Below are 24,284 nucleotides of genomic sequence, written 5' to 3'. Positions count from 1 at the left end.
CCTGAGGTCTTCATTCCGGCATTCGCGCGGGCGGCCCTGCAACCCCAACCAGCGATGCCGCCCGCGCTGGCGCCACGACCATCATTGCACTAACAATCAAATTGGACCCGTCCGTGGGGGCCGATCAGCTGGCCGAGCGCGGTCACCTGCTGTCGCGCCCGATCGGCCATCCCGGACCGGGCTGACGCTTTAGCCCCGCCCCCAGCCGGAAACGCCCAGTTCAGCCCGGTATTTCGCCACTGTCCGACGCGACAAGGTAACGCCCTGCCCCATAAGTGCCTGCGTCAGCGCCGCGTCCGAGATCCGCTGACCTGCCGGCCATTCCGCGATCAGCCCGCGCAGTGCCGCCAGTGCCCCCTCGCGCCCAATGCCCGGGTTTCGCGGGCTGGCAGGTGCCAAAAGCAACCTGCGCAAAGGCACGGTACCGCGCGGACTGCGCATGGCCACCCCGGCGACCGCCCTGCTGATCGTGCTTTTTGCCAGCCCCAGCCGCGCGGCCAGATCAGACAGGGTCAGCGGCCGTAACGCCCCCTCTCCGCGTAGCCATCCCGCCTGAACCTCGGCCATGGCCGAGGCGATGCGTAACAGGCTTGCCCCCCGTGCCTGACACGCTGAAACCAGCGCGCGGGCCAGGGCCGTGTCCCCAGCCCTCCCCTCTGGACGCAGGCCAAGGGCGGGGGCATCAAGCGGTCGGACACCGCCGTCGGGGGTCCACTCCAGCTCGGGCGGCGCAGCGGGGACTGCGCCCTCAGCCAGCGGATAGGGCGACAGGGCGCGCAGATCGGCAAGCATTCCTGCCGCATCCTCACCATCGCATCCGCAATGGGCCTGAATTGCTGCCAGATCGCCTGCGGCGGCAAGGTCCAGCCGCCCAAGCAGCCGCTCGATCATCGGGTCCAGTCGCCCGCGCGCCCGCAGTTGCAACCGCAGACTTTCCGCCAGATCGCGGGCAAAGACGCCGGGCGGCTCAAGCCCCTGCAATACCGGCAAAAGCGCCTCGATCCGCGCATCCGGCACATCCAGCCAGCCTGCGATTTCGGGCAGGGGATCAACCAGCCAGCCGTGATCATCAAGGCAATGGACCAAAGCGCGGGCAAGCCCGGCATCCGCCCCGGAAAGGCGCAACAGGCCGATCTGATCCGTCAGCGCCTGTCGGGGGGACAGTGCATCCGCCGCCTCGATCAGCTCAAGACAAGGGTTGCGCGCCGCCTCCAGCCGCAATCTGCGGCGCAGGCGCGCGCCGTCCATGCGCAACAAATCAAGCGACAGCCGCATCTGTTGGCTTAACGCAAGGCCGCGGATCTGGCGCTGTTCCTGACTTTGCATCCTGCCCTTTCTGCCCCGACCTGTTGCGCCACAGTGTTGCACCGCCTTGCAACACCTGCCCACGGAAATCCCAGCAAAACTGGCCTGCCGAATTTGGCACCGGCGTTGCTTGCATGATGGGCAGGGAGGACGAACATGGTCAAGGTCGGCATCATCGCCAATCCGGTTTCTGCCCGTGACATCCGGCGGGTGATCTCTCATGCAGGGAACCTGCCCATCAACGATCGGGCCAACATCGTGCTGCGCATGATGGCCGGGCTGGCCGCAACCGGCGTTGATGAGGTCGTCGCCATGCCCGAACATGGCGGCATCCGCTTTCATCTGGAACGCAGCATCCAGCGCGAACAGCGCCTTGGACAGGGGGTTTTCCCCCGCCTGCGCTATCTCGACATGCCCGTTACCGCCACGCCCGAGGATAGCGCCCGCGCCGCCCGGATGATGGCTGCGGAAGGTGTCGCGGCTATCGTGGTGCTGGGCGGCGACGGCACCAACCGGGTGGTGGTCGGCGCCTGCGGGGATGTGCCTGTGGCGGGGGTCTCGACCGGGACCAACAATGCCTTTCCCGAACTGCGCGAGCCGACGATCACTGGCCTCGCAGTCGGGTTATTCGCCTCGGGACAGGTGCCGGGCGATGTGGCGCTAAGGGCGAACAAATGGCTTGAGGTGACGCTTGGCACCCGGCGAGAGATCGCGCTTGTCGATGTCGCTGTCGTCGAGGACCGCTATACCGGCGCACGCGCGATCTGGAAAACCGCCGGTTTCCGCGATCTCTTCGTGACTTTCGGCCTGCCGCAGGCGATCGGCATGTCAGCCATCGCGGGGCTGTGCGACCCGGTGGACCGCGATGCGCCCGAGGGGCGGCACATCCGCCTGTCGGCCGACGCGCCACGCCAACTGACGGCACCGATTGCGCCGGGGCTGATCGACCGTGTCGGCATTTCCGAGGTCACGCGGATGACCCCGGGTGAGACGCACCGGCCCTCGATCCAAGCCGGCACCCTGGCCTTTGACGGAGAGCGCGAGCTGACCTTTGACGAAGGCGACCGGGTCGGGGTGCGACTGATCCCCGATGCCTTCCGCACAATCAATGTGCCCGCCTGCATGGCCCGTGCCGCGCAGGCCGGACTGTTTATCCGCAATCCAGACTGAACCGGACAAGGGAGGAGTTCATGTCCAATCCGTTTCCCCTACCCAAGGAACGGCTGCTCGAAGCCTATCGCAAAATGCGCACCATCCGCGATTTCGAAGAGCGGCTGCATGTCGATTTCGCCCGTGGCGAGATCCCGGGCTTTGTCCACCTTTATGCCGGCGAAGAGGCGACGGCAGTGGGCATCATGATGCATCTGCACGACCGCGACCGCATCGCTTCGACCCATCGCGGTCATGGCCACTGCATCGCCAAGGGCGTCGATGTGAAGGCGATGATGGCCGAGATCTATGGCAAGGCGACCGGCTGTTGCGCGGGCAAGGGCGGTTCAATGCATATCGCCGATCTGTCGCTGGGCATGATGGGTGCGAACGGCATCCTTGGTGCTGGTGCGCCCCTGGTTTGCGGCGCGGCGCTGGCGGCGCAAAAGCTTGGTCATGACGGGGTCGGGATCACCTTTTTCGGCGACGGCGCCTCGAACCAGGGCACGGTGCTGGAAAGCATGAACCTGGCCGCGATCTGGAACCTGCCCGCGATCTTTGTGGTGGAAAATAACGGCTATGCCGAGTCGACCTCGGTCGATTACGCCACCGCCTCGGACAGCTATGTGGACCGGGCAACGGGCTTTGGCATGCCGGGCATCACCGTCGACGGCATCGACTTTTTCGCGGTCTACGAGGCTGCTGGCGAGATCATCCGCCGCGCCCGCGAAGGCGGCGGGCCGACGCTGCTTGAATGCAAGAACGTGCGCTTTTTTGGGCATTTCGAAGGCGATGCCCAGACCTACAAGGCCCCGGGCGAGAATGAATACAACCGCGAACACAACGATTGCCTCAAGCTGTTTCGCCAGAAGGTCACACAGGCGGGCGTGATCTCGGATGATGAGCTGAACGCCATCGATTCCGAGGTGGCGGCCCTGATTGACGAGGCCGTAGCCGGGGCAATGGCCGCGCCGCTGCCCGGACCCGGGCAACTGACAACCGACGTTTATGTGACCTATTGAGGGAGGGCTCACCATGGCACGCATCATCAGCATGAAGGACGCGGTGAACGAGGCGCTGGATCAGGAAATGACCCGCGACCCCACCGTGATCATGATGGGCGAGGATATCGTCGGCGGCGCCGGCGCCAAGGGCGAAGACGACGCCTGGGGTGGCGTTCTGGGGGTCAGCAAGGGGCTTTATGCCAGACACCCCAATCAGATGATCGACACACCTTTGTCCGAAAGCGCCTATGTCGGCGCGGCAATCGGGGCGGCGACGGCAGGGCTGCGACCGGTGGCTGAACTGATGTTCGTCGATTTCATCGGGGTCTGCCTTGACCAGATATTCAACCAGGCGGCCAAGTTTCGCTACATGTTCGGCGGCAAGGCCGAAACTCCGGTGGTAATCAGGGCGATGTGCGGGGCGGGCTTTCGCGCCGCTGCCCAGCACAGCCAGATGCTGACCCCGCTTTTCACCCATATCCCGGGGCTCAAGGTCGTCTGCCCCTCGAATGCCTATGACTGCAAGGGGCTGCTTATCCAGTCGATCCGGGACAATGACCCGGTGATCTTTCTTGAGCACAAGAACCTTTACGCCAGCACGGCCGACGTCCCCGAAGAACCCTATACCATCCCCTTTGGCGAGGCGAACATCGTCCGCGAAGGCGGCGACGCCACCATCGTCACCTATGGCCAGATGGTCGGACGCTCGGTTGAGGCTGCCGATCTGCTGAAAAAGGAAGGTATCGGGGTCGAGGTGATCGATCTGCGCACCCTGTCACCCATCGACATGGACACGGTCCTGGAAAGCGTCGAGGCGACCGGACGGCTGATCTGCGTCGATGAGGCGAACCCGCGCTGTTCGATCGCCGCCGACATATCGGCAACCGTGGCGCAAGAGGCCTTTGACGCGCTCAAGGCGGCGGTGCAGATGGTGACGCCGCCCCATGCGCCGGTACCCTTCTCGCCCTCGCTTGAGGACAGCTACGTCCCCTCGGCCACCCGCATCGCCGAGGCCGTCCGCAAGACGATGGAGAACTGACATGGCCGATATCACCCCGATCCTGATGCCGAAATGGGGCCTCTCGATGAAAGAGGGCAAGCTTTCCGCCTGGCATGTCTCGGAAGGCGACACGATCAGCCCCGGCGATGAGATCATGGATGTCGAGACCGACAAGATCGCCAATGTGGTCGAGGCGGCCGACGGCGGCCTGTTACGCCGCCGCATCGGCGCCGAGGGCGAGACCTATCCCGTCCGCGCTTTGCTGGCGGTGATGGCGCCTGAAAACGTCACGGATGCCGAAATCGACGCCTATGTCGCCTCTTATGCCACCCCTGCGGCAGGAAGTGACGATGAGGCGGCCGGTCCAAGCTATCAATATGCCGATCTTTCCATAGGTCGGATCCGCTACGCCGAAAGGCCGGGCCAAGGCACAGCGCTGATCCTGATCCACGGCTTTGGCGGCGATCTGGACAACTGGCTTTTCAACATCGACGCATTGGCCGAGGGTGGCCCCGTCTATGCGCCGGACTTGCCCGGCCATGGCCAGTCGGTGAAATCGGCACGTCCCGCCGGGCTGGATCTGCTGGTCGAGACCGTCACGGCCTTCATGGATCGTCTGGGGCTTGAACGTGCCCATCTGGCAGGTCACTCGATGGGCGGGCTTGTCGCCGGCACTCTGGCTGCGCGGCATCCCGAACGCGCGGCCTCGGTCACGCTGATCTGTTCGGCAGGTCTCGGCCCCGAGATCAACAGCGACTACATCGACGGTTTCGTCAATGCCGCCGGGCGCAAAGAGCTTAAGCCGGTGCTGGCGCATCTGTTCAACGACCAGTCTCTTGTCAGTCGGTCAATGATCGAAGATCTTTTGAAATACAAAAGACTGGATGGTGTTTCTGAATTTCTTTCTGAACTTGCAGGCAGCCTTTTTAGTGCTGGCAGGCAAGCGGCAGAGATGGGTGGGGCGCTGGCCGCCTCGGGCGTGCGCACGCAGGTGATCTGGGGTCAGGGCGATGCGATCATTCCCGCCGCTCATGCCGAAAACCTGCCCTCGGCCACGTGTCACGTCATCCCCGACGCCGGCCATATGGTCCAGATGGAGCAAGCAGCTGAGGTAAACCGCCTTATCCGCGACTTTATCGCCTGAACCGCTGGCCGTCCCCAAGGGGGCGGCCCTTTGCAATAAGGGAGGGAAGGACATGAGCAATTCCGTCAAGGGCCGCTCGGTCATCGTCACCGGCGCTGGCCGCGGCATCGGGCGCGCCATAGCCGCAGGTCTGGCACAGGCCGGCGCTCATGTGGTGATCGCCGATATCGCCATAGACAGCGCCGAGGCCACAGCTGCCGAGATCCGCGCCGACGGCGGTCAGGCAATAGGCATTGCCGTTGATGTGACCGACCGTACCAGCATGCGCGAGCTGATTGCCCGTACCGTCGCCGAATACGGGCGGCTGGACGCGATGTTCAACAATGCAGGTATCGCACAGGTCAAACCATTCAGCGACATCACCGAGGAAGATTGGCATCGCGTCATGGATGTGAACGCCATGGGCGTGCTGATCGGCATTCAGGAGGCCGCGAAACAGTTCATTGCCCAGGGCGGCGGCGGCAAGATCGTCAATACCGCAAGCATCGCCGGCAAACAGGGCTATGAACCGCTGGCCCATTACTCGGCCAGCAAGTTCGCGGTCGTGGCACTGACCCAGGCCGCAGCGCGGGCCTTTGGCAGCCACGGTATCTGCGTCAACGCGATCTGCCCGGGCGTGGTCGCCACCGATATGTGGAAACTGATCGACAGGGGCTTCAAGGATGAGGGGCTGACCCAGCACGACAATCAGGCTTTCGATGAATTCTCGGCCGGGATCCTGCTTGGCCGCCCCTCGCGCCCCGACGATCTGGCCGGTGTCTCGGTCTTTCTCGTCTCGGACGGATCGAATTACATGACCGGGCAAAGCCTGGTCGTCGATGGAGGCATGGTGCTGATATGACCGCGAAACAGAAACTGACCGAGATGAATGCGCGTGCAGCCACGCTATACAAGGCCGATCCCAAGACCATGTCCGCCTTTCGCGGGCTGATGGTCGCTGCCACCTGCGAAGGCCGGATCAGCGCCGCGATGAAAGAACTGATCGCCCTTGCCGTCGCCATCGGGCGCGGCTGCGAGGACTGCGTCATCTTTCACACCAATGAAGCCAAGGCCCATGGCGCCAGCCGCGACGAGTTGCTGGAGGTGCTGGCCGTAGCCGTCGAAATGTCAGGTGGTCCCGGGACGGTCTATGCCGCAAAAGCCCTTGCAGCATTTGATGAACTTTAAAGGGAAACACCATGAAAGCATTACGTTTCCATGCCGCCCGCGATCTGCGTATCGAGGATATTCCCGAACCACCCCAGCCCGGTCCCGGTCAGGTTCTGATCCGCAACAGCCATGTCGGGATCTGCGGCACTGATCTGCATGAATATGCCTCGGGGCCGATCTTTATCCCGATCGAACCACACCCCTGTTCCGGCGCTCATGGACCGCAGGTTCTGGGCCATGAATTCGGCGGCACGGTCGTCGCGGTGGGCGAAGGCGTGACCAAAGTCGCGACCGGCGACCGCGTTGCGGTTCAGCCGCTGATCATGCCGCGCAGCGATGAATATTTCGCCGATCGCGGCTGGCATAACCTTTCGGGCAGCCTTGCGCTGGTCGGCTTGTCATGGATCTCGGGCGGGATGGCCGAGATGGCGCTGCTGAACGACTATAACGTCGAAAAGATCCCCGACGGGATGACCGACGAAGAGGCCGCGCTGGTCGAGCCGACCGCCGTGTGCGTCTATGCCTGCGACCGCGGGCGGATCACGGCGGGGGACTCGGTTCTGGTCACCGGGGCGGGTCCCATCGGCATTCTTGCGCTGCTGACCGCAAGGGCTTTTGGGGCGACGCGGCTATTTGTGTCGGACGTGAATGACACGCGGCTGAAACTGGCCGCCGAGGTCGTGCAGGGCGTCGTCACCATAAACCCCACCCGCGAGGACGTCGGAGAGCAGGTCCGCAAGGCCACCGGTTCGGGCCTTGGCTGCGACGTGGCGCTGGAATGCGTCGGCAATGAACGGGCGCTGCAATCCTGCCTTGATGCGGTGCGCAAACAGGGTGTTATCGTCCAGACCGGTCTGCATCCGGGCAAGGGAAGCATTGACTTTTTCCAGCTGACCTTCAAAGATGCCGAAATCCGCGGCTCATGGTGTTATCCGACCCATAGCTGGCCACGCACGATCGAGCTGATCGCCTCGGGCGCGATCCCGGCCAGCCGGGTGATCACCAAGCGCATCACTCTGGATCAGGCAGTCAGCGAGGGGTTCGACGCCCTGCTTGATCCAGCTGGCAGCCAGCTGAAAATCCTGATCGACCTGTCGCGTTAAACGGGCCGCGCAAGATTTCTGCACCGTCGCGGCCGGTTCGTGCTATGGTCGCGCCGGGGCTTTGGGAGGAGCCGATGCGGGCGATGCCGGATACGGGGACGCATGTCCTTGAAGTCATTCGCGTGGCCGAAGGCGCGCCGTCGCCGCGCCGCGATGCCGATGTTCTGGCCTCATGGCGGCGCTGTGTGAATGAGCATCAGCTGGACCCCAGCCGCCAGATCGGCCCGCGCATCGTCACCGAACAGGAACTGCGTCTGCACAGACAGGAATCCGAGGAACTGTTGTGCATGGCGCGGCACGGGATGGAGGATCTTTATCGCCGCGTGAATGCCATGGGCTATGTGCTGCTTTTGGCCAATGCCCGGGGCGTGACGGTGGATGCAATCGGGGATGCCGAGCTTGACCGCGACCTGCGCCATGCCGGCCTGATCACCGGATCTGAATGGCATGAACGCCATGTCGGGACCAATGGCGTCGGGGCCTGCCTTGCCACGGGTCGCGCGATCACCGTGCATCGCACCGATCATTTCGACCTTGCGCTGACGCCACTGTCCTGCACCGCCGTTCCGGTCCATGACACGCAGGGCAAGCTGATCGGAGTGCTGGATCTGTCCCACCTCAGCGCGCCTCAGGACAAGATGAGCCAGGCGCTGACGCTTGAGGTAATGAAATCCTGCGCCCGCCGGATCGAGATGGCCAATCTGGTCCGCCGCCATCGCGGCGACTGGATCTTGCGGCTGAACCCCTCTCCCGAGTTTCTGGATGTGGACCCGATGGCCGCGGTGGCGATCAGCGCCGAAGGGCGCATCAGCGGCATGACCCAGAACGCGCAAGAGCTTTTGGCGCATCAGGGGTCCGACATGCTGATCGGGCGGCGGTTCAGCGACATCTTTGCCCATGACCTGGACGATCTGCCCAAACTGTCGCGCGCCATGGCCCCCGTCGATGGCGCGCTTGAGATGCAATCGGGCGGGCTGATCTTTGCCCGTGCCGTGCCGCCCTCGGCCAGGCCGCAACGTGCGGCCGGACCCCGCCTGCCCGCGCCTTTGGCGGCAGTTCATGGCGGCGATCCGGCCATGCAGCGTCTGGCGGAACGCGCGGCCAAGGTCGTGGATCGTCAGATCAGCATCATCCTGCGCGGTGAGACCGGCACCGGCAAAGAGTTCATCGCCCGGGCCATGCATGCCTCGTCCCGCCGGCGTGGCACCTTTATTGCCATCAACTGTGCCGCCCTGCCCGAGGCTCTGATTGAAAGCGAACTTTTTGGCTATGCCCCGAACGCATTTACCGGCGCCCATGCCCGCGGCAAAAAGGGCCTGATCCGCGAAGCCCACGGCGGCACCCTGTTTCTGGATGAAATCGGAGACATGCCGCTGACCTTGCAAGCGCGGTTGCTGCGGGTGCTGTCGGAACGCGAGGTGATGCCGGTTGGCGCCACCCGGGCCGAGCCCGTGGATATCCGCGTCATCTCGGCCTCGCATCGCGATCTGGCTGCGCTGGTGGCCGAGGGGCGCTTTCGGCAGGACCTGTATTACCGGCTGAACGGGCTGATCCTCGACATTCCTCCGGTGCGGGCGCGCAGCGATCGGGAATGGCTGATCACCCGCATCGCCGAGGCAACCGAGGGCAAGCCGCGCTTTTCGCCCGAGGCCATGGCGCGACTTCTGGCCCATGACTGGCCGGGCAATGTGCGCGAGATCGTCAATCTATGCACCCTTTGCGCGGCGCTATGCGATGGCGCAATCGTCGGCCCCGAGGATCTGCCCGCCGATATCAGCCACCCCGCCATGACCAACCCCGACGCGCGTCCTGTCGAGGGGGCGGCGCTGCACCGGCTGATTGCGGAATGCGACGGCAATATCTCGGCGGCGGCACGGCTGGCGGGGGTGGACCGCAGCACGATCTATCGCCGGATGCGACGGCTTGGCCTGACCAAAGGGGCCTAGCCACCCGCCGTATCAAGGCTGTGACGGTGCCTCTCGGCCAGCAGACCGGTCATCTGCTCGACCAGACCGCCGATCGGCCCGCCCCGTTCCCATGCGTAGATCGAGACGACCATGGCGGGCTCGCCCCCGAACCCGTCGCAGCGGCGCAGGTCTGCGCCCAGCCCAGCCACCGCCGCCACCGGCAAAAGCGTGATGCCAAGCCCGCCTTCGACCCCCAGGACCACGCTGTGCAGACTGCTGCCGGAAAAGGCGACGTACCAGCGCCTGCCTTCGCGTTCGATCCGCTCAAACATCGCGTCGCGGTAAAGTCCGCCGGGCGGAAAGACCACCAGCGGCACCGGGTCCTGCCAGTCGCGTGGCAGCAGCGTGCTTTCAAACCAGGCCATCGCCTCGGTAAAGCGTGCGCCGGAGCCTGTTGAGATGAGCAGAGCATTGCCGGATGACGCGATGGGCTATGGGCTGCCCGTGCTGGAAAAAATGCGGGCAATGAAGCCTCCCAAAGAGGCCGACCAACACAAAGCACCGCCGCCGCCCAAGAACTACGGTGCGGACATTTCAACACTCATCCGCATGATCGAGGCGGGGGAGCTTTGATCCCGTTTCAACCCACTTTTACGAATAGCCTATCGAAATTGCCCTCAGGGCCGTCGCCTTCGGCAATTTCTGCCATACGAACAGCCGTGGCGCGATATTCCTCCACGCGAAGCGCTGAGTGCGTCTCGAGGCCGAATCTGTTGCGCAGAACATCTTTACGGTCGAGATCGTCGCTCGTGTTCGGATAGCAATAAGATCCTTTCGGCATACATCACCATCAAGAAAAAAGCCGCCTGCGGAACAGGCGGCTATCTGGCTTTCCGCTAGCGCCTTTCAGGAGCGCTCCGGCTCTCGAATGACGCGAGCACGATACTCATCCCGCGTGATCTCGCCGGCGACATAGGCTTCGGTTGCCGCTTCAAGTACAGGATCAAAGACATAGCCTTGCCGCATGTTCGCCGCACGGGCCTGGTCGGTGGCCTTGCGACGGCGTGCGACTGCTTCAGGGGAACGGTCCGGACGAACGTGGTGCAGGTTCATTTTCTATCTCCGTTAACGCCATTTCTTAGCACAAAAATCTCATTAAATCCAGTGATTTAAGTGCTTTTGCGCTGTTTCGTCAGCGGCTCCGGCTTTGGTTCTTGCTTTGCTCCCGGTTCTGTTCGGGGTTTTCGCGGCGGTCCTGTTCTGGGCCTTTTTGCCCCGTGCCTTGCTGCTGATCGCGGTCCTGGCGGGCCTGATCGATCTCTTTCATTTCAACAACGCGAGGCTGAGGGAAATCATAACCGCGTGCGACGGCGTGTCCTATTTTGGTCCTTGCCGTCTGCATCGCCCGTTGAACGACGACCGGATCATTGGGGTACTTCTGCCTCACCTTGCGCTCAACATAGGCTTCGAGCGAGGCGGCGTTCTTCAGCTCGGGCGTCCTGCCAGCCGCAATGCGCCCAGTTGCCATGTATTCCTTTGCGCGGGCTTCGTTGGCATATGCGCCGTCTTCAAGAGCTGCATCCCGGCCGGGGCCGACATGAAGTGTGCGCTCTGCGGATGAGACCGTGCGGGCAACCTCACGATTTGCCGCATTCTCACTGCCGAGGCGATCATCGGGCGATTGGCGTGCGTGGTCTTCCTGCTCCATTTGCGTGCGGCTCGCCTCTCGTTCCTGCAACACTTCTGCATCCCACGCACGGCGTTCGACTTCCTGCGGAACGCGCACAGTGCGGCCGTCGACCTCACGCAGTACATTTTTCGTGACGGTTTCCATGCCGGCTTGGCGGGACTGTGGGAGGATATCCTGGATGCGCTGAACCACGCTGGGATCGCGCCAGACAAGCTCCAGATGGTTGATAGCACTGTGATCCGCGCCCATCATCATGCGGCGGGCGCAAAAGGGGGACTCCGAAAGAGGCTCTTGGCCGTTCGAGAGGTGGCTTCTCGACCAAGATCCATCTCCGCGTCAACGGCGCAGGCCTCCCGATGAGGACCGAGATCACGCCGGGGCAGGATTCCGACTACACCGGCTATGATATGGTGATGGCCGACAACCTGCCGCAACCAGCAGTTCTGGTCGCCGACAGGGGCTATGACTCTGATAAAATTCGGGAAGACATCGAGAGCCGCAACGCCCTGCCCATGATACCGATGCGAAGGAACCGAAGGGTGCGCAAGGCTGTCGACATGACCATCTACACCCTGCGCAACATGGTCGAGCGCTGCTTCAACAAGCTGAAAAATAGCCGCCGCCTTGCAACCCGCTACGACAAAACCGCCGAAAGCTTCCTTGGCTTCGTCGACGTCGCCTGCATCAGGCTCTGGCTCCGCCATTTGTCAACATGACCTAGCTTCTACTATAGAGCGGAGCTTACTCGGATTTATGGACGGTTAGCTGACGCCGCGACTGACCATTGGAGCGACTGTTCCAACAATGGAGGCTTCTCTGACGCAAATGGCTAATGCTCGCCCAACCGGATCAGTCATCTACGAAAAGCACTGAATCCCCCGGCACTATTTCCCCAGTGTGAAGAACCTTCGCGTAGACGCCAAGGCATGGAAACGTCCCGGCATCAGGTATGTCCACGCGATTGTTCGCGTGGATTGCTCGTAATACATCTGGTTTCGGCTCAAGCCCGAGGCCGTGAGCCAAAGTCGGCACGGCACATCTAGGCGTAGGCACCATGATTTCCAGAACTGCGCTGCCGATCTGCAATTTCTGGCCTGTCCAACTGTTTTCGATGAAGGGAGTGGTGTCGGAACTATCGATCACGATGTTGGGCCGATATCTTTCCGCCTCTAGCGCATGGAGGTTTGCCTTGCGCGAAATTTCTTCCAAGGAAGCGACAGTTACGAGATGCACGGGCGCAAAGTCGTAAAAACCTCCTTCCGGGGCGGCTGCACCAATTTCTCCCACATCCAAGGCAACATCGGCATCAAGACCATGAGCCAGCACTTCTTCCGGTCGTGAGCGTTCAAACTGCATTCCGGGCCGGCGCTCGGATACCAGCGAGACGTGGCGTCCAAGGAGGTTGGACAGAGCTGAATCGATATTTTCTGAGTTCGAATGAATGGTGTGGCCATTGGGCAGAGAGATTGCCAATGTGCCAGTGTCTTCCGAAAGCTGAGCCGTGAGCGATAGAAGGGACCGCCAGAGCATTGGCCTTTTCGCACTGGCGATTTTCCCGCTTTCCCTATCCAACACGGCAAATGCCCGATCGCCATATACACCTGTCTTTGTCAGCACCGCGTGCTGAAGCTCTTCACCAAGGGCTGATTTCAACGGATATCGACGAAGGCGTCGTACTTTTCCGATTCTCTCCAATTCTCCGGCTACTCCCTGAGATTCTTTGCCACCAGCATGACTTATGAGCGCTCTGGTCCCTATTCCACCGTCCACGCCTCTTTGCCAGATGGTGGTTCGAAGCCCCGGATGTAGCGCCGCAAACGCTTCTCTGTAATTGGAAAGGCCGCGTTAGCATCTCGGCGGGAGGCCCTCGCGATCAACCGCTCGCGCAAGACCTTCTCTGGAACGTTCATATACACGAGTTGGCAGTGATGATCGTTGCGCTGCACAAGCTCCCGGTAGTCGGCCCGTGCTTTGGCGTTCCAGAAGCTAAAGTCGATTACCGCCTTGGTTCCGTGCCGCAGCATTTTGACAAGCTGCCGACGCAGGCTCTTCTCTACTGACGCTTGCAGGTCGGGATAATCGTGCTCTGAATAGTCCACGCCAAATCGACCGCTTGTGCGCCAGATCTCCTCATCTATGGATAGCCGTTGGCAGCCCATCTTCTCAAGCGCTTGGGGGAAAGTGGTCTTCCCTGAACCTGCTATCCCGCACATCATGAAGACTATACGGGGGTGAGCCTGCATGAGCGTGCGCGCGCGCTTAAGCGCTTCCTGATAGTCCATGATTTGCTTGTCTTCTTCGATGCTCATCAACGCTCAACCACTACAGCATATATGCTCCGTGCAGTTATCCAGCGGCAAGTTCGCCGTGGTCGAAAGACTCTGGAACTCACCCTTGCCTCGTGACGACCGGTCATCGATGGCCGATTCGTGATTGACGTTGTAAAGGCAGTTCGGGCTCCGTGGCAGTTGGGAAAAAGCAACTAAAACTCTGATCGAAGCGTATCGTTAAGCCAATCTCCAAACTCGGAGAGGCTTGTTACGCCGTGTTCAAGTACAGCTTCGTAGATCTGAAAGCTGGACGGGCGTCTACCTGCGAAGGAACCATTCGCCAGCGCGGTTTTGATCGCCAGAATCAAATGGCGAGCGGACGTGGTCAGCTTTAGCGGAATGGTGCGAAGATGTTTGAGATCAGGCTGCCTCTCCGGCTCGTCGACAAACCAGATGTCAAAGGTCCAGTCTCGGCCGGTCTCGTCGCGACAGGTAACCCCCAGATACAGACCATCGGGATATTTTTCGACGTCACTGTTCCAGATACCCGTATCATTGCGGAATTGAACAGAGCCTATAGAAGCATGCATAGCCAGCTTCCCGCCAAGTTCAGCCACCGCGCGGTGCGTCTCCTCATCCAGCTTTTTGCATACAACCGTGATGTCGATATCCCGGCGGACCATCAGACCCAGTGCGGAACTCCCCACGCGCGTCGGACTTCCGATATCTGACAGCAAGTTGTCCAAGCCGAGCGCATCTATTAGCGCGTCGGCTTCGGCCTGCAACTTTGCCTGATGAACGAGCAATTCTGAGAATCCATCGGCTTCCGACATCTATACAACCTCTTTTAGTGCCTCTCAGCGCTGTCGCTTTGAGTTTCCAGATTTCTAAGGCTTCTAACGAAATCGCTCGCAATCTCGGCGCTGCGTTCTGTAAAATCTATGAGCAGGTTCAATTCTGCCCTCGAGTAGCGGTTAAACAGACGTTCCGTCGCCGCCTGAAGAGGATGATAGATCGCTGCGAGCTCGCCTATGTTCTCGGGCCGCAGCCGGACGTAGACGCGTCGACGATCTTGCGGATCACGCTCACGAGTGACGTAACCGCCCTGCTCCAACCGATCGATCAGGCTCGTTACGGCTCCGGTCGTCAAACCAGTATGCCGCGCCAGGTCACCTGCAGTGGCACAACCGCGTAATTGAATCAGGTCGAGACACTCAAGGGCCGTAGGAGTGAGGCCGACTGCATCGGCGACTGCCTGGCTGATCAAGGTACTTTGGGCGCTAGCCATCCGAAGCGCTACGCCAAGCCTAGTCATCTGGTCCGTCCGCCGTTGAATTGACTCCGCCATCAATTTCCCTTAGCAATCAAGATAATTGATTGCTAAGATATCACAGTTAGAGGCATCCGCAATGCATGGCGTGCTCGCTCCCTTCGCAGCCTTTACCGCGCTTGCTCTTGCCGCCGTGAGCCTAGGCGGCGCGTTGTACGAATGCTTGTTGGTAGATCGGATATGGCCTGCGAATATTCACTTGATCCAGCCGGAACAGGGTGGGCTCAACCGGAAGCTCTTCTGGATGCCTGTGCACTTTGTCTTTGAGTTCACCCTCATCGCCGCCTTGTGGCTGGTCTGGGCACATCCATCTGCACGCCTGTGGCTTTTCATTGCAGCGGCAAGCCATCTCCTGATGCGTGCCTGGTCAGGTGTCTATTTCATCCCCCGCGCGATCGAGTTCGAACAGACGAACCAAATGACGCCGGCTATGCAGGAGAAAGCAAGGAGATGGGTGCGGCTGAGCATTTGGCGCGTACCTCTAGACTTTGCGACACTCCTAGCGTTGTGTGGCGCAGTCAGTGCCCTGCTGATTAGCCAATAGCTGCATGCCGGACCTCTTTGATCTTATTCTCCCGGAGAAAAATAGCATGATCGACATGACGACAATGGTTACGTACTGCGCAGTTGTTCTAGGTTTTGTCTTTATTCCGGGGCCAGCTACGCTGCTCACCGTGGCGCGGGCTACAACTTCTGGAACGAAGGTCGGGATCGCCACCGGAGCCGGGATTGCCGCTGGCGACCTGGTACACACGCTCATGGCCGTGGTCGGTATCTCGGCAGTCATAGCCGCCTCTGCCATGCTGTTTAGTATCGTCAAATATATCGGCGCTGCCTATCTCATTTATCTCGGCATACGCGCGCTTCTGGAAAAAACCTCTGTCAATCCGTCGGCTGGCGCAGTGCGGATCTCCGCTGGTCAGGCTTTCAGTCAGGCAATTTTGGCGGAAGTCCTTAATCCCAAGACAGCGTTGTTCTTTCTTGCATTCCTCCCGCAATTCGTGCGGCCAGAGAACGGGTCGATAACGCTTCAACTCATCATTCTGGGAATCATCTTTGTCGGCCTAGGCCTCGTCAGCACAATCGTATTCGCCGTGGGCGCGAGCGGACTTGGCAATTTCCTGCGCCGGAACCCGTCGGTGATGAAATGGCAAGGGAAAGTGGTCGGCTGCGTGTACTGTGCTCTAGGGGTTCGACTAGCCCTTCAAGAGCGCTAGGACCTATGCCGCTTCAGCTTAAATGCCCGCAAGTGCAGCACGCCGGCGAGCCGCTCGATCGCCGGACCAATTTACTGCCGGGGTTCCTTCAGCAGGTGGCGGAGCCCCGCACGGGCCGGCCGCAAGTTCGCATCCGCATGCTTCATCCAGCGCAAAATCACGGAACGCCATCAGCCGTTGGTCTGTAGCCAATCCCTCCGGCCATGTGAGCGCATATACGTGGGACGCGAGCGCCTTGACATTGTCACCATATGGCCGAACCAGACGACCGGCCTCCAGTTCCGCATTGATCATCGGTGAACGACCTAGAGCGACGCCCAAGCCATCGATAGCCGCGGAAAGCGCAACGCCATAGTGGCTGAAGCGGAGCCGTGGCTGTGTGTTATCGGCGCTCACTTTCAGCCGCTCCAGCCAATACGACCACGCCAACGCTTGGTCAGGCGCGGGGTCCTCCTCGATTAGCGTATAACCAGTCAGATCAAACTGCTTGTCTGCCCTAGGCTGCTTCAGCAAGATCGGGCTACAGACAGGATAACTTTCTTCCCGGAAGAGAAAAATCTCGTTGTCCGTCGGCGACTGATCGGCCGGGTGCGAAACAATCGCTGCATCAAGCCCGTCGCGAACGAAGTCTGGCGAGCGATGATCAAGCATCGACAATCGTATCTCAATATTTGGGTGCAGAGTGGCGAAGCGACCAAGGCGCGGCACGAGCCACCACATCGCAAACGCTGTGGGGACTGCGATCGTGAGGATGCCCGACTGATTACGATACCGAATCCGGTCTGTTGCTGCCAGGATCACATCAAGCCCGGCACGCACCGCCTCTAGCAGGATCTTCCCATCCTCGGTGAGTTCAATGCCGGGATTATGTCGCCAGAAAAGCGGGACACCAAGAAACTCCTCAAGCGCTTTGATCTGATGGCTAACGGCGCTTTGCGTAATCGCGAGGTCTCTTGCAGCCAGCGTGAAACTTCCCTTTCGTGCGACAGCTTCGAACGTTCGCAACGTCGGCAGCGGCGGGATTGAACGATACGAAACTCCAGACCCGTTCCACATGACGCTATCCCCTATATACCGGAGAGCTGACGAGAACGACCGTATTAGCGGAATTCATGAGATCGTTAGAAATGCTCATTTGCTCATCCATTTATTGAAGATCAAAATTATCCCCATTCATGGAATTGCTGCAAGTCCGGCGGGGAACACCCGAAAGACAGCGCGTCACGGATTACGGGTGGGGAGGAACGACACGTGACATCTCCGCTCGGTCAAGCGGCCGAACGATGGAGACTTGAATTGTCAAACAAGGGAAGTTGGGCTGCACTCTTTAGTGGGCGTTCCGCATTTCAGGCCGTTGCACTGTCTGGCGGCGTCGGTCTGCACGCCGTCAATGTCTATGTGGCAACGACCATACTGCCATCGGTGGTGCGGGATATAGGCGGCCTTGATTACTACGCATGGAATACGACCCTTTTCGTGGTCGCCTCCATCATTGGTTCTGCTCTCTCCGCACGCCCATTGCAATCTTTCGGCCCACGCGGGGCTTTCGGACTCGCGCTTCTCATTTTCACAGCCGGTTCGCTTCTGTGTGGCGTCGCCCCTTCCATGCAAATCATGCTTGTGGGACGTACTCTCCAGGGGTTCGGCGGCGGACTGGTATTCGCGCTCTCCTATGTGATCATTCGAATTATCTACAGCGAGGCACTGTGGCCACGCGCAATGGCCTTGGTTTCTGGAATGTGGGGTGTATCAACGCTATTCGGCCCGGCTCTCGGAGGAATATTTGCAGAGTTGGACGTATGGCGAGCTGCATTCTGGGCAGTGGCGGGCGTTGCAGTCCTGCTGCTCCTGTTGGCTCTTGCGGTGCTACCTAGGCGAAGCCAAGCCGACGGTGAACGACACCCGATCGCTGTTTTTCAGCTCGCACTTCTCGCCGCAGCAATCCTCGCAATCTCTGTTGGCAGTGTTTCGAATGAGGTCCACCAGAACTTTATCGGAATCGCTATAGCCCTTGGCTTGGTTACGATTCTTGTCGTGGTGGAGGCCCGCGGATCCACGCGACTTCTTCCTCGCGGAGCCCTTAATGTCTTTTGCCCGCTGGGTGCAGCCTATGCTGCTCTTGCCCTACTGGTCTTCTCAGTCCCGGGCAGCGAAATCTTTGTGCCTTATTTCCTTCAGGTCCTTCACGGCGTCTCCCCGCTAACCGCAGGCTATCTCGCCGCCATTATGGCAGCAAGCTGGACGCTGGCTCAAATCGGAGGCTCTGGCCTGCGGGAGGGCGGCGCGCGCAAGGCAATCCTTTTCGCGGCCCCAATCATGATTGTCGGATTTATCGGTCTGGCGTGGCTGACCCCGATACAGAGCAACATAGACGTCGGGCTTCTTTCAGCGATTGTCTTGGCTCTGTTGCTTGTGGGTTTCGGGGTTGGCTTGGCATGGCCACATCTTCTGACACGAGTTCTGCACGTTGCACCGGGAGACGAACAAAACCTCGCAGCCTCCGCGATCACGACGATACAGCTCTTCGCGACTGCGCTTGGGGCCGCGGTCGCAGGCATGATCGCCAATCTAGCCGGCCTGACGGAGCCGGGAGGAGTAGCTGGCACCGCCGCCGCCTACTGGCTCTTCCTACTCTTTGCCATAGCGCCGCTGCTTGCGATCCCGGTGTCGATTTCGATCACGAGGGGGATGCAAGCGATGCAGCCAGGGTAACGGCAGAACTAAGTCGTGGTCATGTTGACAAATGGCGGAGCCAGAGCCTGATGCAGGCGACGTCGACGAAGCCAAGGAAGCTTTCGGCGGTTTTGTCGTAGCGGGTTGCAAGGCGGCGGCTATTTTTCAGCTTGTTGAAGCAGCGCTCGACCATGTTGCGCAGGGTGTAGATGGTCATGTCGACAGCCTTGCGCACCCTTCGGTTCCTTCGCATCGGTATCATGGGCAGGGCGTTGCGGCTCTCGATGTCTTCCCGAATTTTATCAGAGTCATAGCCCCTGTCGGCGACCAGAACTGCTGGTTGCGGCAGGTTGTCGGCCATCACCATATCATAGCCGGTGTAGTCGGAATCCTGCCCCGGCGTGATCTCGGTCCTCATCGGGAGGCCTGCGCCGTTGACGCGGAGATGGATCTTGGTCGAGAAGCCACCTCTCGAACGGCCAAGAGCCTCTTTCGGAGTCCCCCTTTTGCGCCCGCCGCATGATGATGGGCGCGGATCACAGTGCTATCAACCATCTGGAGCTTGTCTGGCGCGATCCCAGCGTGGTTCAGCGCATCCAGGATATCCTCCCACAGTCCCGCCAAAGTCCAGCGGCGGAACTGACGGTAGACCGAGGACCACTTGCCAAACTCTTCGGGCAGATCGCGCCATGGCGCACCAGTCCTTGCGATCCAGAATATACCATTCAGAACAAGACGATGGTCCGCAGGTTTCCGCCCGTTAGGGTGCCGGACGGCACGAATGAAGCCCTCGAAGAAGGTCCACTCATCGTCGGATATCAGGTTGCGTGCCAAGTTCATCTCCCACGTAGAGATGAGCTTGAATCATAGGACGACTGCCAGAGGAATCCCTTTTGTCAACACGACCTAACCACGGGGAGGATTACCATGATGTGGATGGCGATCGCGGGTGCACAGTGCCTATCCCAGCTGGAGGTGCCACTTTCGCAGACTACTGCCTGTCGAGCCGCCGATAATACTGGCCGGGCTGGTTGGTGGCGGGATCGATCACGCGGAAGCAATTGGCAAGCTGGTCCACACTTTGCAGAACGCCGAGCAAGGCATAGGCGTTGAACGGATTTCCTGCGCCAGTCTCATAGTGGCTGACATAATTCGCCATGATGGAAGGCATATGGTGATTCTGAAGGTCGGTGATCTGTTGGGCGGAGAGGACGCAGCGCCCCGCCGCGTGATAAAGATCAACCGCCGCCGTAATCGCGTCTATGTAGGTGGACAAGGTGCGTTTGTCGCCCCGCGTCGCGTAGTCCGGCGGCACGGGTATCTCTAGACGGGCGATGATTTGGCCCAGCTTGTATTCAAGGTACTGGCGGACAAACGGCTCTCCGATATCTATCTGTCCCGCATTCAGATACTGCTCCGCCTGCGCTTTCAGACGGTCGGCCTGCTGCGCGGCAATCATCAGCCGCCCACGGGGCGGCATGCCTTGCAGCTTCTGGTGATGCCACTCAGTCGTGCCGTTGAGCCTGTCGAAGTACTTTTCCAGGCTCGTTGAGCTACTCCCCGAAAATCGGACAGTGACGGAAGCTATGATCTGACGTCTGCTGGTCTCCAAGGACGAGGAGATCAGGATATGAAGAAACGCAGGAACCATGACGCTGGGTTCAAAGCCCGCGTGTAGCACTAGAAGGTTGAGGAACACGAACCGGTTAATTCGCATCCGAGGGCTGAAATGTCGCCTTCGCCTACACGGCTTAACAGGCGGAATGCTGATGGTGCCCCAACACGTAGGCGGGGGTGTCCGAACGCGGGCGTATATGTATGGCGTCTCGCAGGGAGTCATGGGGAGAACGCAGCCAGACCATGACATCGGCATCGACTTGCGGGACGCAAGGACAAGAACTGCGACCGGCAACCTCCCCAGTGCGTGGAGTGTCCAGCATATGAACGAGGGAAGGCATGATGGAATGCCCACGATGTTCTGCGTCGCAAGGGAGTTGACCCTGATGTCCATCACGCTGGCGGAGTTCCCGTAGTAGTCCGCGGCAGGGAAAGCCTGCCACATGGCGAAGGGGAACAGTTCAATCTGCTTGGAGTGCAAATTACCTGACCAAATGAGGTGAAGACCTTTGATAATCAGCGAAATGCAGCACGAGCTCGCAACATGGGCCGAGGCCGGTCCGAACCGTCGGTTCGATCGTCTCTTGCGGCTCATTGCCGACCGGGAATGGCTTGCCGAAGCCGCCCGGATCGTTCTGGCGTCGAGTGGCTGCGCGGCGGCAATCAAGGTGAGACTCGTATTGCCTCACTTGTGCATGCTCCCGAGCTAACGGATCATTGCCTCATGAACTTGTTCCTTTCCATGGGCATCAATTCAATGGCTGCGAAGCGACTTCGGGTTTTGTTCCAAAGATCATGACATGTGCTTTTTCTCGGCGCCACTCCTTAACTCGTCTTTGGACAGTGCGCAGCAATTGATCCGGATATTCATCGGGATAGCGTTCTTGAAGCCGCTCCAGCAGTTGGCGGCCCGTTCGCCATGGCTCCTCGTCAAACCATAAGCGTAGTTCGTCATTAACGCGGAGCAGTGGGTCCGGCCTGCGCCGCTCGCGGCGCAGTTTCGGCTTCGTTCTGGCCGTCGGGCGGACCTCGCCTTCAGTCCATGCGTGCCGCAAGCTCGCCAGGAAGGCTTCGATCTCTGGCGTAACCGTTAAATGCGAAGCCTCACCCGCAACATCAACGAACTGCTGCTGCGCTAACCGGATATCGCGCAGGAGCTTGACGGGATCCAATTGTCTGCAGATGTCGGTTAGCCGATCGCGGACTTCGGCAGGTGTCCTATCGTCTGCGATCAGCCTCTGGCAGGGTGTGGCAGGAGGGTAGTAGGTCTTCTTGACGAAAGCGCCATCGCGACGCTTTTCCCGCAACTTGAATGAAGGTTGGAAGAAGTTTACGAAGAGCCGTACCGACCGGTATAGATCAGCAAGGACAGCGGCAGCTGCAACGCCTTCGTAGCGATGATAGCCGACAATGCGCCGGACGACCGATCCGTTCTTCTGTTCCACGAAGGCCTGGTCGTTCTTGCGATAGGGGCGGCACCGCGTGAACTCGATATTGGCATTAAGGCAATAATCCCGGATCGTCTCGTTGATAAAGACACTATCATTGTCCGTATCAAAGCCGAGCAGTGCAAACGGCATAAGACGCCGCAATTCGCTCAACACTTCACTCAGAAGCTTCTGTTCACGGACAAGCAGGGGCGCACATTCCGTCCAGCCGGTCGCAATATCCGTCAATACCAAGGTTTGAATGAAGCTGCCGCGGGCGACAGGGCCAGAATGTGCAACAAGATCCGCTTCAACATAACCTGGTGGTGGATTACCCCAGTCGGAGAATGTCCGGATGGGTACGCTACGCCTCAACGCGGTCGAGGCCACCGAGCGTCGGCGGCGGCGTCCGCCTGCTGTTTCGCGAATATTCTGAAGCGCGCGATCGATTGTAGCTGCACTCATCTGCAGCAAGAGAGAACGAACCTTATCATCCAGGCAGAGGTGTCCGTGCCGCTCCATCGACGCAATCAGCATTGGAAGCATCGCCTTCAAACGCTTCCCACAAATCCGGTCAGAGGATTCCCATAAAACTACAAGAGCTTGGTGAACCGCCTCATCATAGATGCGAGGACGCCGTCGGGTGACGAGCGGCTTATTGCCTCCGCGGAGCAAACGCATCGCATGTTTCCGGTGCATGCCGCTGATCGCAACAAACTGATCGAGAAGACGCGATTTCTCCTCGCGGCTACCCTCACGATATCGCTGCGATAAAGCCGCGATCAATTCGTTCTTTGTTGCCACGCTGATATGCCTCATCTGATTTGCTCCGCACCCTCAACTGCCAGGAGCAAATCAGATGAGGCAACGGCCCACAATTCGGGAGCATTTCAAGCGAGGCAATGCGTCTGGCGAGCTACTTCGACACCGTTCATCACCGGCTGCTTCTGCAATGCGTTCGGCGGCGGGTGCGGCACGGACGGTTTGTTGATCTTCTCTGACGCATCCTAAAAGCGGGTCACATCGACCGGGGCCTGTTTGCAGCGTCCAGTGAGGGTGTTCCGCAAGGCGGCGTGCTGTCGCCGCTCCTGTCCAACATCATGCTCCACGAGTTTGATGCGTGGCTGGAGGCGAAATACCTGAACCGGAAAGCCCGCAAGGATCGCTGGGCATGGAACTTCGGCATTCAGCAGGGCCGCCCCATCACGGTTCGAGAGGACCGGCAATGGAAACCTGCGATTGCCTATTGTCGCTATGCCGATGACTTCGTCGTCCTCGTCAAGGGGACGAAGGTTCATGCCGAGGAAATCCGCGAGGAATGCCGGGCCTTTCTGGAAGACCGCCTGAAGCTGACGTTGAATATGGAAAAGACCCATATCACCCACGTCGATGACGGGTTCGTCTTTCTGGGGCATCGGATCATTCGCAAGCGGGGGTCGAACGGGCATATGTCCGTCGTCACGACGATACCCAAGGAAAAGGCCAAGGCGTTTGTTCGCAAATTGACCGAGACCCTTTCCGGCAATCATGATGTCGGCAAGGTCGACATGGTAGACCGCCTGAACCGCCAACTGGCGGGATGGGCGGCCTTCTACAAGTTCACCGACTTCACAGCGCGTTGCTTCCGGCGCATCGACACTGTCGTGTTCTGGAAACTGGCGCACTGGCTGGCGCGAAAATATCGGTCACGCATCAAACCCTTGATGCGGAGCTGGTATCGAGCGCCAGAGGCGGGCAAGGCAAAAACTTGGCTTGTCTATGGACGAAGTGAACGTGGAAACCGTGTCGGCAAGGCGCTGCGCCGAATGGTAACCAGCCCAAAGGCGCAGTTCCGGTGGCGGAATCCGGAGAGCAATCCATATATCTTCCGGAGCGAACCTCGCAGCACCGTCACCTCAAATGATCATGACGTTGCCATGGCCATGGGCCAAGATTGAATAGAGAGCCGTATGCGCTGAAAGGTGCACGTACGGTTCGGGGAGGAGAAGCGCAGCAGCGCTTCTTACTCCACTGCCGATGCGAAAGGGCTTCCTCTATCTTGTCGCAATCATGGACTGGCACACCCGCAAGGTGCTGGCTTGGCGCATCTCCAACACGCTGGAGGCGGACTTCTGCGTCGAAGCACTGAACGAGGCAGTCCACAAGTTCGGAACGCCCGAGATCATGAACACCGATAGTCAGAAGATGATAGCCAGTTCCCGGGCGGTTTGTCTCAAACACCGATCGATCGCTTGGTAGGCTGGCGCTGCAAGGCGTCCAGGTGTGGCTTGACCCACACTCCGATCGACCAGCGTGTCTT

General features: G+C 60.1%; 27 protein-coding genes and 1 pseudogene. 15 read left to right on the top strand and 13 right to left on the bottom strand.

Features of this window, described 5'->3' with window-relative positions:
• Positions 1 to 189: 189 nt before the first annotated feature.
• A complete protein-coding gene (locus tag F9K78_RS21305; protein WP_119039373.1) occupies positions 190 to 1,326 on the bottom strand; it encodes an RNA polymerase factor sigma-54 in 1,137 nt (378 codons plus the stop codon).
• A 135-nt stretch (positions 1,327 to 1,461) separates the two neighbouring features.
• Between F9K78_RS21305 and F9K78_RS21300 the strand changes: the two genes are divergently transcribed.
• The 8 genes from F9K78_RS21300 (at position 1,462) to F9K78_RS21265 (ending at position 9,800) form a co-directional block, all read left to right on the top strand.
• A complete protein-coding gene (locus F9K78_RS21300; RefSeq protein ID WP_010395479.1) occupies positions 1,462 to 2,475 on the top strand; it encodes an ATP-NAD kinase family protein in 1,014 nt (337 codons plus the stop codon).
• A gap of 20 nt (positions 2,476 to 2,495) precedes the next feature.
• Entirely contained in the window at positions 2,496 to 3,476 is a 981-nt protein-coding gene (locus F9K78_RS21295) for a thiamine pyrophosphate-dependent dehydrogenase E1 component subunit alpha (RefSeq protein ID WP_010395481.1), read from the top strand.
• Between the two features lie 13 nt (positions 3,477 to 3,489).
• Complete coding sequence (locus tag F9K78_RS21290; RefSeq protein ID WP_010395482.1) at positions 3,490 to 4,497, top strand: alpha-ketoacid dehydrogenase subunit beta; 1,008 nt, start codon at positions 3,490 to 3,492, stop codon at positions 4,495 to 4,497.
• Between the two features lies 1 nt (position 4,498).
• Positions 4,499 to 5,602 carry an acetoin dehydrogenase dihydrolipoyllysine-residue acetyltransferase subunit gene (locus F9K78_RS21285; RefSeq protein ID WP_119039371.1) on the top strand — a complete coding sequence of 368 codons (1,104 nt, stop codon included), beginning with the start codon at positions 4,499 to 4,501 and terminating at the stop codon, positions 5,600 to 5,602.
• 52 nt (positions 5,603 to 5,654) lie between these two features.
• Positions 5,655 to 6,443, top strand: coding sequence for an SDR family NAD(P)-dependent oxidoreductase (locus F9K78_RS21280; RefSeq protein WP_010395484.1), 789 nt, complete (start codon positions 5,655 to 5,657; stop codon positions 6,441 to 6,443).
• Positions 6,440 to 6,769 (top strand): carboxymuconolactone decarboxylase family protein, encoded by a 330-nt coding sequence (locus tag F9K78_RS21275; protein WP_119039369.1) that lies wholly within the window; start codon positions 6,440 to 6,442, stop codon positions 6,767 to 6,769. The genes F9K78_RS21280 and F9K78_RS21275 overlap by 4 nt, the downstream gene beginning before the upstream one ends.
• An 11-nt stretch (positions 6,770 to 6,780) precedes the next feature.
• Positions 6,781 to 7,854 carry a 2,3-butanediol dehydrogenase gene (locus F9K78_RS21270; RefSeq protein WP_119039367.1) on the top strand — a complete coding sequence of 358 codons (1,074 nt, stop codon included), beginning with the start codon at positions 6,781 to 6,783 and terminating at the stop codon, positions 7,852 to 7,854.
• Between the two features lie 74 nt (positions 7,855 to 7,928).
• Entirely contained in the window at positions 7,929 to 9,800 is a 1,872-nt protein-coding gene (locus F9K78_RS21265; protein WP_085502368.1) for a sigma-54-dependent Fis family transcriptional regulator, read from the top strand.
• Here the strand turns inward: F9K78_RS21265 and F9K78_RS21260 are convergent.
• The gene (locus F9K78_RS21260; RefSeq protein WP_208851948.1) at positions 9,797 to 10,186 is read right to left on the bottom strand and encodes a LysR substrate-binding domain-containing protein; all 390 of its coding nucleotides are present in this window, start codon (positions 10,184 to 10,186) and stop codon (positions 9,797 to 9,799) included. The genes F9K78_RS21265 and F9K78_RS21260 overlap by 4 nt on opposite strands.
• A 34-nt stretch (positions 10,187 to 10,220) precedes the next feature.
• On the opposite strand from F9K78_RS21260, the gene F9K78_RS21255 reads away from it, so the two are divergent.
• Positions 10,221 to 10,394, top strand: a complete 174-nt coding sequence (locus tag F9K78_RS21255) for a hypothetical protein (RefSeq protein WP_174813365.1) — start codon at positions 10,221 to 10,223, stop codon at positions 10,392 to 10,394.
• 7 nt (positions 10,395 to 10,401) lie between these two features.
• Here the strand turns inward: F9K78_RS21255 and F9K78_RS21250 are convergent, their stop codons facing one another.
• From F9K78_RS21250 to F9K78_RS21240, 3 genes are all read right to left on the bottom strand, one after another.
• On the bottom strand, positions 10,402 to 10,602 hold the full coding sequence (locus tag F9K78_RS21250) for a hypothetical protein (RefSeq protein WP_235925505.1): 201 nt from the start codon (positions 10,600 to 10,602) through the stop codon (positions 10,402 to 10,404).
• Positions 10,603 to 10,667: 65 nt separating this feature from the next.
• The gene (locus F9K78_RS21245; protein WP_119039365.1) at positions 10,668 to 10,874 is read right to left on the bottom strand and encodes an antitoxin VbhA family protein; all 207 of its coding nucleotides are present in this window, start codon (positions 10,872 to 10,874) and stop codon (positions 10,668 to 10,670) included.
• A 79-nt stretch (positions 10,875 to 10,953) separates the two neighbouring features.
• On the bottom strand, positions 10,954 to 11,706 hold the full coding sequence (locus tag F9K78_RS21240) for a hypothetical protein (RefSeq protein WP_167518153.1): 753 nt from the start codon (positions 11,704 to 11,706) through the stop codon (positions 10,954 to 10,956).
• Here F9K78_RS21240 and F9K78_RS21235 point away from each other — a divergent pair.
• A pseudogene (locus F9K78_RS21235) lies at positions 11,602 to 12,167 on the top strand (IS5 family transposase); the annotation flags it as partial. The gene F9K78_RS21240 and the pseudogene F9K78_RS21235 sit on opposite strands and share 105 nt — an antisense overlap.
• A gap of 133 nt (positions 12,168 to 12,300) precedes the next feature.
• Here the strand turns inward: F9K78_RS21235 and F9K78_RS21230 are convergent.
• From F9K78_RS21230 to F9K78_RS21215, 4 genes are all read right to left on the bottom strand, one after another.
• Positions 12,301 to 13,221 (bottom strand): MOSC domain-containing protein, encoded by a 921-nt coding sequence (locus tag F9K78_RS21230; RefSeq protein WP_268899081.1) that lies wholly within the window; start codon positions 13,219 to 13,221, stop codon positions 12,301 to 12,303.
• On the bottom strand, positions 13,206 to 13,760 hold the full coding sequence (locus tag F9K78_RS21225) for a P-loop nucleotide/nucleoside kinase family protein (RefSeq protein ID WP_119039361.1): 555 nt from the start codon (positions 13,758 to 13,760) through the stop codon (positions 13,206 to 13,208). Before F9K78_RS21225 ends, F9K78_RS21230 begins: the two co-directional genes overlap by 16 nt.
• 173 nt (positions 13,761 to 13,933) lie before the next feature.
• A complete protein-coding gene (locus F9K78_RS21220; protein ID WP_032963563.1) occupies positions 13,934 to 14,554 on the bottom strand; it encodes a hypothetical protein in 621 nt (206 codons plus the stop codon).
• Positions 14,555 to 14,568: 14 nt separating this feature from the next.
• The gene (locus F9K78_RS21215; protein WP_119039359.1) at positions 14,569 to 15,069 is read right to left on the bottom strand and encodes a MarR family winged helix-turn-helix transcriptional regulator; all 501 of its coding nucleotides are present in this window, start codon (positions 15,067 to 15,069) and stop codon (positions 14,569 to 14,571) included.
• A gap of 61 nt (positions 15,070 to 15,130) precedes the next feature.
• Here F9K78_RS21215 and F9K78_RS21210 point away from each other — a divergent pair, with 61 nt between their 5' ends.
• Both F9K78_RS21210 and F9K78_RS21205 read left to right on the top strand, forming a co-directional pair.
• The gene (locus tag F9K78_RS21210) at positions 15,131 to 15,595 is read left to right on the top strand and encodes a hypothetical protein (RefSeq protein WP_053552764.1); all 465 of its coding nucleotides are present in this window, start codon (positions 15,131 to 15,133) and stop codon (positions 15,593 to 15,595) included.
• 46 nt (positions 15,596 to 15,641) lie between these two features.
• Positions 15,642 to 16,268, top strand: coding sequence for a LysE family translocator (locus tag F9K78_RS21205; protein WP_053246099.1), 627 nt, complete (start codon positions 15,642 to 15,644; stop codon positions 16,266 to 16,268).
• Between the two features lie 18 nt (positions 16,269 to 16,286).
• On the opposite strand, the gene F9K78_RS21200 is transcribed toward F9K78_RS21205, so the two are convergent.
• Positions 16,287 to 17,324 (bottom strand): LysR substrate-binding domain-containing protein, encoded by a 1,038-nt coding sequence (locus F9K78_RS21200; protein ID WP_083455244.1) that lies wholly within the window; start codon positions 17,322 to 17,324, stop codon positions 16,287 to 16,289.
• A gap of 240 nt (positions 17,325 to 17,564) precedes the next feature.
• Here F9K78_RS21200 and F9K78_RS21195 point away from each other — a divergent pair, with 240 nt between their 5' ends.
• Entirely contained in the window at positions 17,565 to 18,980 is a 1,416-nt protein-coding gene (locus F9K78_RS21195; RefSeq protein WP_174813367.1) for an MFS transporter, read from the top strand.
• 19 nt (positions 18,981 to 18,999) lie between these two features.
• Here the strand turns inward: F9K78_RS21195 and F9K78_RS21190 are convergent.
• From F9K78_RS21190 to F9K78_RS21175, 3 genes are all read right to left on the bottom strand, one after another.
• A protein-coding gene (locus tag F9K78_RS21190) for an IS5 family transposase (RefSeq protein WP_085999836.1) occupies positions 19,000 to 19,781 on the bottom strand; the annotation gives its coding sequence in 2 pieces (ribosomal slippage) (positions 19,000 to 19,439 and positions 19,439 to 19,781; 783 coding nt in all).
• 151 nt (positions 19,782 to 19,932) lie between these two features.
• On the bottom strand, positions 19,933 to 20,421 hold the full coding sequence (locus F9K78_RS21185) for a hypothetical protein (RefSeq protein WP_235925504.1): 489 nt from the start codon (positions 20,419 to 20,421) through the stop codon (positions 19,933 to 19,935).
• Positions 20,422 to 21,307: 886 nt separating this feature from the next.
• A complete protein-coding gene (locus tag F9K78_RS21175) occupies positions 21,308 to 22,804 on the bottom strand; it encodes an integrase catalytic domain-containing protein (protein WP_151682730.1) in 1,497 nt (498 codons plus the stop codon).
• A 185-nt stretch (positions 22,805 to 22,989) separates the two neighbouring features.
• Between F9K78_RS21175 and F9K78_RS21170 the strand changes: the two genes are divergently transcribed.
• Together F9K78_RS21170 and F9K78_RS21165 are read left to right on the top strand one after the other, a co-directional pair.
• Positions 22,990 to 23,922, top strand: a complete 933-nt coding sequence (locus tag F9K78_RS21170) for a reverse transcriptase domain-containing protein (RefSeq protein WP_459562231.1) — start codon at positions 22,990 to 22,992, stop codon at positions 23,920 to 23,922.
• A gap of 79 nt (positions 23,923 to 24,001) precedes the next feature.
• Entirely contained in the window at positions 24,002 to 24,223 is a 222-nt protein-coding gene (locus F9K78_RS21165) for a DDE-type integrase/transposase/recombinase (protein ID WP_412842104.1), read from the top strand.
• Positions 24,224 to 24,284: the final 61 nt, after the last annotated feature.

Source organism: Brucella pseudintermedia (genome assembly GCF_008932435.1).
GTDB lineage: Bacteria > Pseudomonadota > Alphaproteobacteria > Rhizobiales > Rhizobiaceae > Brucella > Brucella pseudintermedia.
The sequence above is the reverse complement of the archived record's forward strand: the minus strand, read 5'-3'. Positions and strand labels throughout refer to the sequence as shown.